At 45.0% G+C, this 12,849-nt stretch carries 9 protein-coding genes; 7 read left to right on the top strand and 2 right to left on the bottom strand.

Annotation, left to right across the window (positions count from 1 at the left end):
- Nucleotides 1-6: 6 nt before the first annotated feature.
- The 7 genes from GJU82_RS07310 (at nt 7) to GJU82_RS07280 (ending at nt 10,220) form a co-directional block, all read left to right on the top strand.
- Complete coding sequence (locus GJU82_RS07310) at nt 7-741, top strand: hypothetical protein (protein ID WP_228488611.1); 735 nt, start codon at nt 7-9, stop codon at nt 739-741.
- 84 nt (nt 742-825) lie between these two features.
- A complete protein-coding gene (locus tag GJU82_RS07305) occupies nt 826-1,734 on the top strand; it encodes a DMT family transporter (protein WP_153631550.1) in 909 nt (302 codons plus the stop codon).
- 191 nt (nt 1,735-1,925) lie between these two features.
- Entirely contained in the window at nt 1,926-3,821 is a 1,896-nt protein-coding gene (locus tag GJU82_RS07300) for a KamA family radical SAM protein (RefSeq protein WP_153631549.1), read from the top strand.
- Nucleotides 3,822-4,183: 362 nt separating this feature from the next.
- Nucleotides 4,184-4,729: a hypothetical protein gene (locus GJU82_RS07295; RefSeq protein ID WP_153631548.1), complete on the top strand. Its 546-nt coding sequence runs from the start codon at nt 4,184-4,186 to the stop codon at nt 4,727-4,729.
- Nucleotides 4,730-4,816: 87 nt separating this feature from the next.
- Complete coding sequence (locus tag GJU82_RS07290; RefSeq protein WP_153631547.1) at nt 4,817-7,942, top strand: SusC/RagA family TonB-linked outer membrane protein; 3,126 nt, start codon at nt 4,817-4,819, stop codon at nt 7,940-7,942.
- 12 nt (nt 7,943-7,954) lie between these two features.
- A complete protein-coding gene (locus tag GJU82_RS07285) occupies nt 7,955-9,451 on the top strand; it encodes a SusD/RagB family nutrient-binding outer membrane lipoprotein (protein WP_194830996.1) in 1,497 nt (498 codons plus the stop codon).
- A 301-nt stretch (nt 9,452-9,752) separates the two neighbouring features.
- Nucleotides 9,753-10,220: a GNAT family N-acetyltransferase gene (locus GJU82_RS07280; RefSeq protein WP_153631545.1), complete on the top strand. Its 468-nt coding sequence runs from the start codon at nt 9,753-9,755 to the stop codon at nt 10,218-10,220.
- A 62-nt stretch (nt 10,221-10,282) separates the two neighbouring features.
- Here the strand turns inward: GJU82_RS07280 and asnB are convergent, their stop codons facing one another.
- Both asnB and GJU82_RS07270 read right to left on the bottom strand, forming a co-directional pair.
- The gene (asnB, locus tag GJU82_RS07275) at nt 10,283-11,950 is read right to left on the bottom strand and encodes an asparagine synthase B (protein ID WP_153631544.1); all 1,668 of its coding nucleotides are present in this window, start codon (nt 11,948-11,950) and stop codon (nt 10,283-10,285) included.
- Nucleotides 11,951-12,237: 287 nt separating this feature from the next.
- Nucleotides 12,238-12,759, bottom strand: a complete 522-nt coding sequence (locus GJU82_RS07270; RefSeq protein WP_153631543.1) for a hypothetical protein — start codon at nt 12,757-12,759, stop codon at nt 12,238-12,240.
- Nucleotides 12,760-12,849: the final 90 nt, after the last annotated feature.

The following is a 12,849-nucleotide window of genomic DNA, read 5'->3' as shown; positions in this document are numbered from 1 at the left end:
TTGAAAATGGATACAAGATATATCGATAGAATGGTGAAAAACCGCTGGTTCGATTTAATCGTACGAATGGCAAGGTATAACATGAAAATTATCTTTGCCGGCCGTTTCCTGTGGTTTTTCCTGGCCTCACTGGTGTTTTACATTCTGTTGGCCATCAATTTAGTTTTTAATGAACCGGGTTACACCATGTCATCAGTTTACGGGATATTATATTTTCCGGCGGTACTGCTCATCTTTTATCCAACAGCCTTTGGTATCCAGAACGATGCCGATGCCCGAATACTGGAAATCCTTTTCGGGATACCCGATTACCGGTATAAAGTATGGTTGGTTCGTTTGGTCATGGTATTCATCCTGGTTTGGCTGTTCTTGCTGGTGTTTTGTGTGCTGGGTTACTATGCCCTGGTGCCGTTTCCTATTGTTTCGATGTCACTCCAGTTGATGTTTCCGGTTGTATTTCTTGGGTGCTTGTCTTTCATGATATCTACTGTAGTGAAAAACGGGAACGGAACGGCGGTCATCATGGTCATTATTGGAATTGCATTGTTGATTCTGAGCGATTTGCTTAACCGCACGCAATGGAATGTTTTTCTCAATCCATTCTCCATTCCTGATGATATGAATGAGTTGATTTGGCAGCAGATAACACAGAAAAACCGCATCTTTCTGGGAGTTGGCAGCGTGATTTTTCTGTTAGCCGGATTAACGAACCTGCAACGTCGTGAGAAGTTTCTGAAATAGGTAATAAGAATTTTTCTGCCGGATGCAGATTTATTTTGGCAGTTGCGATTCCGCATTACCTTTGTAGAACCAGATAACCTGACAATGAAAAGCGATACGCTGAAAAGCCACTTTAAGCTGCATTTTGTAGTCCTGATTTACGGATTCACTGCTATATTGGGCAAGCTGATTACTTTGCCGGCCGCACAGTTGGTATGGTTCCGCATGTTAATAGCGGCTGTTTCGTTTTATCTGTATTTCCGTATCCGGAAGAAAAATTTTCGTGTTTCCCGTAAGGATTTAATACAAATTCTGGGCGTTGGCCTCATCGTCGGTGCGCACTGGATTGCCTTCTTTGGCGCGATCAAAATTTCCAATGTTTCAGTCACGCTTGGCTGTCTGGCTTCCACTACGCTTTTTACCAGTTTCCTGGAACCGTTGTTTTTCCGGCGCAGTTTGAATTTGCTGGATATATTCATCGGGGTAATGATTATCGCCGGTCTGTATCTGGTTTTCCGCTTCGAGACACGGTATACGTCCGGGATCATAGTTGCCCTGACTTCTGCCTTTCTCGCCGGCCTTTTCACTGTTCTGAATAAAAAACTTATTGCCCGCAATAGCGCGTCCGTTATTAGTTTTTATGAAATGCTGGGTGGTTTTGCCGGAATTTCTATCTTCCTGGCTTTTACAGGTCAGCTTAACCTGGCATCGCTTCAGATGACCGGAATGGATCTCTTTTATCTGCTTTTACTGGCAATTGTTTGTACCGCATTTGCTTTTGCTGCGCAGGTAGATGTGATGCGGGAATTGTCGGCGTACATTGTGGCGCTGACTATCAACCTGGAACCCATTTATGGTATCCTGCTTGCCTTTTTTATCTTCGGAGAATCGGAACAAATGACCAGTGGTTTTTATGCCGGGACGGCGGTTATCCTTTTCGCTGTGTTTGGCTATCCTATCTATCATCATTATAAACGTAGAAATGCTCTTCGAAAAGCAAAAATTTCTTCATGAGATTTGTTTGGCAGGTGTTGATATGACCCAGTTTAGGGGCATTCTTTAGATTGCTTCCAAGCCAAATTTATATTATCTTGTATATCGTGTGTTTTTGGTGGGAAAATTTTTAGTCAAATTTTAAAACTTACCTCATGGTACATGAAGTTAATAAAAGGAAGAATTCTGTAAAAAAAAGAAAGGAGAGCCGTATGGTACCCAGGTTAAAGTGGGAGGGGAGTAAGTTACAGGATGATATTTTATCGGATGATGTTAGTTTATTCAAATCGCATCCCAATATTGATTATGAGAATTATATCCAGCGACTCTGGGATGCCAATAAAGATATCTGGCAGATTTTAATGGAGGCAGAAGATCTGGAACAAGCCCGTGATAAGTTTTATGCATATCTGGATCGAACTGAGCGGCGCGTTTTCGATTTGGATAACAATCTGCATATTCTCGAAAAATCGATGGTACGCGAATGTATTCGCGTATTGCGGAGTATCATTGGTCCTATCAATGAGTTTCGTACTGAGTTTTCGGCATTGGATAGCTTATGGAAATTAGCACAAAACAGACGGACGGAGTTGAAGGAGAAGATATCGGTTGGTTTTATCCTGGAGTTTATCAATCTTTTTCGTGGAGTAACGGGCCAGTCGTTTATCTATCTCGAAGATAAGGAAGTGAGGAAAGGAATCCCCGATTTTCTTCGGATGCAGGGCCGGGATGCAGCCCGTTTACAGACGGAAATGCTGGACGAGATGGGCTCGGGCATGCTGAAATACTTCAAAAAATACCCGTCGGGACTGGAGGAGGAAGTAATCAGCTGGCGGACCGAAAACCGGTCGCGCATCCTTCGTCATTTCCAGGGAACGGAAAAAGATTGGAACAATTACATTTGGCAAATCCGGAATGTGATTCGGAGCGCCAAACCGTTGGCCGATTTGATTGAACTGTCTGCCGAACAACAAGAGGCTATCGACAGGGCGGTGCAAAACAACATTGCTTTCGGCATCACGCCCTACTATCTCAGTTTGATGGATTCGCAAATCCCGGTAGGATACGATCATGCTATCCGGGCGCAGGTCATTCCGCCGAAAGAGTATGTGGATAAAATGAGTGAGCTCAGGCCCGGACGAAAACGCTCCTTCGATTTTATGGGCGAGCACGACTGTTCGCCGGTCGATTTGGTCACCCGGCGTTATCCCATGATTGCGATCATTAAGCCATATAATACCTGTGCACAAATTTGTGTGTATTGCCAGCGGAACTGGGAAATCGAGCGGGTACTGGAACCCAGGGCGATGGCATCGAAAGAGAAACTGCAGAATGCGTTGTCGTGGTTCGACCGGCACAAGAGCATCGGAGATGTGCTGATAACCGGGGGCGACCCGCTCGTGATGCGGGATGCGCAACTGGAAAATATCCTGGCTATCCTTTCGGAAAAGAAGCATATTTACCGTATCCGGATTGGCTCGCGAACGCCGGTGGTCCTGCCCATGCGCTTCACCGACGAGTTGGTGGCCATACTGGCTAAATATCATCAGCCGCCCCGTCTGCAGCTTTCCCTTGTGACACATTTCGAGCATTCGTATGAAATTACACCCGAGGCAATGGAAGCCGTTCAGAAACTGCGGAAAGCCGGCATTAGCGTTTATAACCAGCAGGTATTTACGGTAGAGAATTCGCGACGCTTCGAAACGGCCAAATTGCGCAAAGATTTGAAATCAATCGGTGTCGACCCGTATTATACCTTTAACATGAAAGGGAAGGAAGAGACGAAGCAATACATGGTGCCCATTGCCCGCATCCTGCAGGAGCGAAAAGAAGAGGCTCGCTTACTTCCCGGTCTCGATCGAACGGATGAGCCGGTGTTTAACGTTCCCCGTTTGGGGAAAAACCATCTGCGTGCCGGCCAGGACAGGCGCCTGGTAATGATTCTGCCGGACGGCTCGCGGGTGTACGAATTTCATCCGTGGGAAAAGAATATCAAGCCCATTCCGCCATACAACTACGTGGATGTGCCCATTTACGACTACCTGGAAGAGCTGGCCTCCCGGGGCGAAAATATCCACGATTACCGGACCATCTGGTTTTATTATTAAGAACCTCTCGCAGGAAGCACCGCAGAATCGCTGACGCAGGTTTATGATTATGGTCGGCTAAAATAACCATTCGGCGGAAGCCGGGTAACGTTTTAATAAGATTGAGCCGATGGAAGAACTCTTTCCCGGGAGTACTTCCGGATGTTTTTGAATTTATCTTACCCGGTAGTAACCGGATTGAATTATTTCTGAAATGAATCTTCAATCATTTCCAAAGAGTATGGTTACACGTTGATAAAATGCATTTAATACGTTCCATTTTTTCTCACCGTAGTTTTGAATCGGTAAAGATAGTGTTGGCTGATATGGATGATGCTGTTTTTACCACCTGATTTAATAAATATTGACTAAAACTGAGCGAAATGAAAGGGGTATTATTGATTTTACTGTTCATCTTGCCGTTACAGGTCCTGTTAGGACAGGATTATGCGGCAAATGTGAACGAAACGGAATTCAAAACCAAACATCCGGCAGAAAAGGAAGCTGTTGCGAGAGATTACAAGTGGGAATTCTATTCGCCTGATTTGGATAATTATACCAAACAGAAAGCGGCGGTTGTGGACGGAGAACGCTTCGATACATCGTTGTCGCCTTTGGTGGATATGTTCAACGAAAGTTATACCGATCAGGAACCGATTGCTCCGGGCAATCCGGCTACACGCATTATTATTCGTAAGCCTGCTATTTACAATGCCGTTCGAAAGATTGATAAGTACTATTCAAAACAGGTGGCCCATGGTGGGATGAATTCGGTGAATGCCCGAAAAGGCTTTGAACGAGTGTTGACCATTGCGATAGCTGCGTTAAGCGAAAAAAGCCAAAGTTTCGAGGACGCCCTTCAGCAAAACAGGAGGAATCCGGAGGCATTGCTAGCTCAATTTAACCAGGTAAAACTGAAGGATATGTAACAAATTAACGAAGGGGTTGCTGTAACAACCCCTTTTTTATGCAAATAAGCTATTTCAAATAACCTATTTATTAACTGTTTTAAAGATATGAAAAAAAAGCTTTTTCTGTTTCTGGCCTTTCTGGGATTCCTCATGGGACAACAGGCCTTTGCTCAAACAGAAATAAAAGGGTCTGTTAAAAGTCGGGAAGGGGAATCGGTTCCGGGAGTGAATGTGGTGATAAAAGGTACCACCAACGGAACGGTAACCGATATTGACGGGAACTATACCATTCATGCGCCGGGCGGAGGTGTGCTGGTATTTTCTTTCATCGGTTACACTCCTCAGGAAGTTCCAGTCAATGGACAGAAGACCATTAATGTCGTTCTGAAGAAAAACACCGAAGCGATTGATGAAGTGGTTGTGACTGCTTTGGGAATTAAAACCGAGAAGAAACGGCTCGGATATGCCACGCAGGAGATTACCGGTAAGCAACTCACCCAGGTGGAAGACGTGAACGTGATGAACACCCTGGCGGGAAAAGTTTCCGGATTGACCGTTCATACCAAAACGGGACTGTTTCAGGCGCCTGATTTTCTCCTTCGCGGGAAAAAACCGCTGATTGTATTGGATGGTATTCCTATCTCAACTGACTTTTATGATATTTCGAGTGATGATATTGCCAGCATCAACGTACTGAAAGGTACGGCGGCCTCGGCGCTTTACGGTTCGCGCGGTAAAGATGGGGCTATCATGGTTACCACGAAAAATGCTGCCAAAGGAAAACTGAATATCTCGGTTAGTAACAGCGAAATGTTCTCGGCCGGGTTTGTAGCCTTTCCTAAAGTGCAAAGCGAATATGGAAACGGTTCAGGCGGACAATATAAATTTGTGGATGGAGCCGGTGGCGGTATTCACGACGATGACCTGATTTGGGGGCCCAAACTGGATCAGGGAACGAACATTGTGCAGTGGAACAGCCCGATTAAAGATTTACAAACAGGCGAGATGATTCCCTGGAAAGGCCCGGTTAAGGGGACTCAATATGATGACGCCAATCGTTATCAGCGTGTCGCCACTCCGTGGGTTTCGCATCCTGATAACCTGAAAAATTTCCTGGAAACAGGAATTGTATCCAACTCCAATTTCAGCATCAGTTCTTCGAATGATAAAGGCTCAATCCGGTTGTCCGGTAGTCATATGTACCAAAAAGGTATGGTGCCGAATTCGCAACTGAACAGCACAGGTATCAACATGAGTTCGCAATATAAGATTACGAACAAACTGACGTTGGATGCCAGGCTTTCGTATAACAAGGTGTACACCGATAATTATCCACGTCACGGATACGGTCCGCTCAACCACATGTACACCATTGCGGTCTGGATGGGATATGACGTGAATATTCGGGACATGCGCGACTACTGGATGAAAGGCCGTGAAAACTACAAACAGGCCAACTGGAATTACCTGTGGTACAATAACCCGTATTTCATGGCTTATGAATGTACCCAGAGGTACGACCGGAACGTTGTCAACAGCAATGTTTCGCTGAACTACCAGCTTTTGCCAAATTTGTCCATCCAGGCACGGGGTGCAGTGCGAAACCGTTTTCAGTACGAAAACCGGAAGACCCCAAAGAGTTACCTCTACTACGGAAACAGTGTGCTGGGAAATTTCGAGGACTGGAAAACCAAATGGAACTATTACGATTTTGATGTTTTGGCAACTTATACGAAGAGTTTCTCTGATAAGTTCAGCCTCGATGCGTTTGCCGGAGCTTCTTCGTTCCGTTATGATTACGACTATCAATATGCATCGACCGATGGTTTGATTACCGGTGGACTTTTTAACCTGGGTAACAGCCTGGGACCGGTTAAGGCAAGCAATACCATCGAGAAAAAAGCTACCCGAAGTGCATACGGAAGTGTCAATATTGAACTGTTCAAAGCATTCTACGGGACTATCTCCGGACGTAATGACTGGTCATCCACACTTCCGGTCGATAATAACTCTTATTTCTATCCTTCGGTTTCCGGAAGTTTTGTGTTTGATAATATCGTGAAGCTGCCTTCATGGATGAGCCATGCGCAGCTGCGTTCAACATGGGCGCAAGTTTCTACTGACCTGGGTGTGTATAGCCTTTATAACACCTACTCAAATACATCAATGTATGGTTCAACTCCCGGTATGTCGTATCCTTCCAGCCTGGCGAACAGTGAAATTCAGCCGGCAAAATCGACTTCATGGGAACTGGGCGGAAATCTTGGATTGTTCAAGAATCGTTTGAGTATTGACGCTACCTACTATAAGGTGAAAGACGAGAACCAGATCATTGACCTTCCGCTGTCTATCACTTCCGGATTTGATTCCCGTAAGGTGAATGGCAATGTATATAATACCACCGGCGTGGAATTGATGGTAAATGTTGTTCCGGTGCTGACGGACAAGATGCGCTGGAATATGGCGGTTAACTGGTCGACCAATAAAAAGGTGTTGAGCGAAATCTATGGAGGGGCCACAAAATACGGGTACCTGCATATGAATGAACGGGTCGACAGCTACTATGCAACTGTCTGGCAAAAATCGCCCGACGGGCAAACCATCATTGACCAGGCGAGCGGATTGCCCATTCGTGACCCGTTTGCACGGAAATTGGGTCACCTCGATGCGAATTGGCAGTTTGGCTGGAACAATACGTTCACCGTAGGAAACTGGCAGTTCAACGCACAGGTTGATGGTCGTGTGGGAGGAATTATGCCTTCGCTTACGGTTGCTAAACTCTGGTGGGGAGGAAAACATCCCGAGTCGGTGGCTAACCGTGATGCGGAATATGCCGGTAAGCTTTACGTTCCGGATGGGGTAGCAGTAGTGAGTGGCGATGTTCAATACGATACCGATGGAAATATTATTTCCGATACCCGTGTTTTTGCGAAAAACGGAAAAGGATTGAAGTACTCCGACTGGGCGATGACATACGGTTACCGTGCCGAAGAAATGGATGTGAATACCTTCGATGCTTCGTTCATCAAACTCCGTGAGGCTTCAATTAAGTACGATTGCTCTTCGCTTTTTGCCGGAACGGTTGTTAAAGAAGCGTATGTACAGCTCATTGGACGAAATTTAGCGATGTGGAAAAAAGCGAAGTTGATTGATCCGGATTTTGGTAACGACGACAACTTACAGGATCCTTCGGCACGATATGTTGGTTTTGGACTGGGTGTTAAATTCTAATCAATGCAAATCATGAAATTCATACAAAAATCCATATTATTCTTCCTGTTGGCTGCCACACTGTTTTCGTGTGAAAAGTTGCAGGATATTAATGTCAACCCAAATAACGCACCGGAGACACATCCCAAGTTGCTGCTGAAGGATATTGCCTGGAATGCCTTTAACGGACAGGGAACCGGTTCGATGTTTGCTTCGAGGGTAATGGTTAGCTCCGATGGGGCCAGCAACGAGCAATATTATACCTGGGATCGCGATAATTTTGACCGTTACAATCAGCTTCGGAATATTACAAAGATGATGGAAGAGGCCGACAAGCAGGGTACCCCAGAATACACCTATCTGGCTCATTTCTTCCGTGCTTATCAGTTTTACGAGTTGACCCGCCGGTTTGGGGATGTACCTTATTCCGATGCTTTAAAAGGGGAAACAGACGGGGTATATGCACCGAAATACGATGAGCAATCGAAGATTATTCCGGCCTTACTGGATGAACTGAAAGCTGCGAATGAAGGTTTGAAAAGTGTAACCTATATTGACGGAGATATCATTTATGGCGGCGATCCGATGAAGTGGCGTAGGCTAATCAACTCTTTCCGGCTACGTATTCTTATGAACCTATCGAATAGAGCGAATGATGCTACGTTAGATATTTCGGCGCGTTTCCAAAATATCTATCAAAATGAGCCGTTGATCGGGAGCATCGACGATGCGGGGCAGCTGGTATATCTGGACCAAAAGGGAAGCCGCTATTTTGAGTTTTTGGGCAAATTCGGATCGGTTGGAATGGATTCCACTTTTGTTCAATTGCTGAAGGACCGCCAGGATCCCCGGTTGTTTGTTTTCTGTCAACCGAATCCCAATGCAGTATCGACAGGCCTTCCGGTAAATGACTTTGATGCATATGGTGGGGCTGATCCAACCTTGACGTTTGGCGCCATTTCTGACGAAAGAAACAAAGGATATGTATCGATGGTGAACCCCCGTTATTTTGACGGACCGGTGAACGAGCCTCACAAATTGATGGGGTATGAAGAGCTGCAGTTTATTCTGGCGGAAGCGACGGTCCGTGGCTGGATTGAAGGTGGCGATTTGGCAAAAGTAAAGGCTTTTTATAACGAAGGGATCAAAGCATCATTTCTTTTCTACCGGAAGTATGCAGCGAATTACGCCTCATATTTAGGGGATGATGCCATTGCTGAATATCTGAATCAACCAATGGTTAACTTTGATAATGCTACCACTTTCGACGAGCGTATTCGATATATCATAACCCAGAAATATATCCAGTTTTATTTCCAGACTGGCTGGGAACAGTTTTATAACCATCGCCGAACAGGATATCCGAAATTTCTGACTGGTGGTGCGGTTGGAAACAATGGTCAGGTTCCGGTGCGTTGGATGTATCCCGAAGATGAATATAATACAAATGCAGCCAATGTGCAGGATGCTGTTGCGAGACAATTTAATGGCGATGACAATATCAATGGAAAAATGTGGTTATTAAAATAGCGCTACCATGTATATCAACTTGATCTTTTTTTTTTGATCCATGCCAATAAATCAAGTTGGTGCACGTTTAATAGTAAGTAGCCAATCTTTTTTTTCGCAAAGTTTTTAGGTTTTTATGAGCGGGGTCCCTGTTTGGGATTCCGCTTTCATTTTTACAAGTGTTTGCGGAAAAGGGTGTTATCAGCGGCAGCGTTGGTTCACCTTCGTTGTCGTTTTATAATAATTTTAGATATGTAAGACTAAACAATATGGATGCATTATGCCTTATTATGGGTGAATTCATTTAATTGCAGTAAACACGATGGTAAAAATCAGGGTGTACCGTAAAGAGGATTTTGATAAGATAGTGGGGTTGCATCGGAAAGCGCTCGAAGCCATTGGAATGTACCGGGGAGAAGGTCCCTGGGACGATGATTTGCCTTATTTGGATACGATATATGGTGGTGATAACGGCTATTTCCTCGTAGGCGAGGATGAAGGTCGGGTTGTAGCGATGGGAGCTTTTCGGAAAACAACCGGGCATCTGGCTGAGATTAAGCGTATGCGTGTGGATCCGGATTACCAGGGAACGGGACTGGCACGGGAGTTATACGTGCAATTGGAAAATGAAGCGGTATCGCGGGGCTATGAGAAATTCCACCTCGAGACATCAGAGCCGCAAATAGCGGCCCGGAAATTCTACCAAAAGGTTGGTTTCCGGGAAACCGGAACAGCCATTATCGACGGGACACTAAGTGTTTTAATGGAGAAGGATTTACCTCAAAAGTAAAACAGCCACCCGAAGCAGGAACGGGCAGCTGTTTGTGAACTAATTTTGGGGTTAGCTTTTCATCATTTATAGGCCTGCTGATGAACATTTTTTACTGCTCGTCCACTTGGATCGGCACTGTTGCGGAATGACTCATCCCAAGCCAATGCTTCAGCCGTACTGCAGGCGATTGACGGTACCGATGGAACGCAGGCAGCTGCCTGGTCAGAAGGGAAATGCTCACTGAAAATGGCCCGGTAAAAATATTCTTCTTTCGACATGGGCGGATTTACCGGAAAACGAAATTTGGCGTTGTCCAACTGCTCGTCTGAGACTTGTTCTGCTGCCATAGATTTTAACGTATCAATCCAGCTATATCCTACACCATCAGAGAATTGCTCTTTTTGGCGCCAAACAACACTGTCGGGCAAATAATCTTCAAATGCTTTACGTACTACCCATTTTTCCATTTTTCCATCTTTGGCCATTTTGGCTTCCGGATTCATGCGCATAGCTACATCCAAAAACTCTTTGTCGAGGAAAGGAACGCGCCCTTCAACACCCCAGGCTGCTAACGATTTGTTTGCCCTTAGGCAGTCGTACAAGTGCAGTTTGCTTAACTTCCTGATGGTTTCTTCGTGGAAAGATTTAGCATCGGGTGCTTTATGGAAGTAGAGGTAACCACCGAAAATTTCATCGGCACCTTCGCCTGAAAGTACCATTTTCACGCCCATCGATTTGATGACCCGTGACAACAGGTACATCGGTGTGGATGCGCGAACTGTGGTTACATCGTATGTTTCGAGATGGTAAATCACATCTTTTACCGCATCTAGTCCTTCCTGTATGGTGAAGTGAACTTCATGGTGAACGGTACCAATGTGGTCAGCCACTTTTTGCGCCGCGGCCAAGTCGGGTGAACCTTCCAGACCGATGGCAAATGAGTGCAGTTGAGGCCACCAGGCATCCTTTTTATCTTCTGTTTCAACCCGGTGGGCGGCATATTTCTTCGCGATAGCGGAAATAACCGATGAATCGAGGCCCCCGGATAGCAGCACGCCGTAAGGTACATCGGACATCAGTTGACGGTGAACAGCTGCTTCCAAAGCATCGCGTAACTCGTCGATGGATGCCGGATTGTCCTTCACATTATCGTATTCCATCCACTCACGTTTATACCAACGCTTCATTTCACCTTCGGTACTTGACCAGTAATGGCCGGGCAGAAATTCTTCAATCTTGTTGCAGGCACCTTCCAGTGATTTCAATTCGGACGCAACGTAAAAGTTACCATATGAATCCCAGCCCATATACAACGGGATAATACCGATGTGGTCGCGGGCAATCAGGTATTCATCTTTTTCTTTATCATAAAGTGCAAAAGCAAAAATTCCGTTTAATTCTTCCAGAAAATCTTTTCCCTTTTCGCGATAGAGCGGAAGAATTACTTCACAATCCGATTTGGTGAGGAAATCATAAGAGTCTTCGTATCGGTCACGAATTCCCTGGTGGTTATATATCTCGCCATTGACAGCCAGTACCAAATTACCATCTTTACTGTACAACGGTTGTCCTCCGGATGAAGGATCGACAATGGATAATCTTTCGTGAGCCAAAATGGCTTTGTCCTCGCAAAAAATGCCGGACCAATCCGGACCGCGATGGCGAATCTTTTTGGACATTTCCAAAACCTGGGGCCGCAGCTGCTGCGATTCTACTTTCAGGTCAAATACACCGACAATTCCACACATAATAATTCGTTTATCTGATATCTATGATAACTCTTTTTGAAAGCTTTTGTTGCTGTAAATATACATATTTCTTTATAATACCGCCAAACACATGACAAAATGTAATGAAATAATAGGATATTTAATATTAATGTAAGATTTCCGACAGTTGAAAAATGAGGACTTAAGCGAGTAAGTTTTAATTTTTTATAGCAAAAATACGAATGAGAAGGGGGGGAAGAATGATTATCAAGGCAAAATAAACCCGGCATTCGGTTGAAATGCCGGGGCCAAAAAAATTTCTGATTTTATTCAAATTTGTTGATGATTCCCTGGTCGAGCATCGATTGTGTGATTTCTAAATCCTGCTCAAGAAACTCATCCAGCTCTTCTTCGCTTTTAAAATCAGCTACAAGACCATTGTAAACCAGGGTGAATGTGTCAGAAGCCTGAAGAATCTTCAGTCCTGGCAGGTCTTTATTGAAGTCTTTAACCGGATATCCCGGCTTTTCACCTTCATCTTCTGCCACCTGGTCGAGGTAACTAACGTAAAAATCGTGTCCGCCCTGTAGCAACACCTGGAGAATGTCGTCATCGTCCGCCCGGTCATAAAATTCGGTCACTGTCAGCCGGTAAATTTCCATGTCCCCTTCACCATTGATATAGAGAACATCGCCGAAAGGTTTATCCGGTCGGGTTTCCAACTCTTCAAAATCAAGCGCTTCCGCTTTGGCCAGAAAACGGGGATGGGCGTTGTGCAGTACAAATTCTGCCGGTTCATCACCGGAAGCGAAGGGATGGTGACAGATCAAAAAGCGAAGTGTTTTCATCTCATTATATTTTTTAGAACTTCCAATATTCGTTGAAATATGTCAGCAAGATGGACAGCGGAGTATCATTGTGACATTTTGCTGAATTGA

The sequence above is a fragment of the Prolixibacter sp. SD074 genome, from assembly GCF_009617895.1.
GTDB lineage: Bacteria > Bacteroidota > Bacteroidia > Bacteroidales > Prolixibacteraceae > Prolixibacter.
The sequence above is the reverse complement of the archived record's forward strand: the minus strand, read 5'-3'. Positions and strand labels throughout refer to the sequence as shown.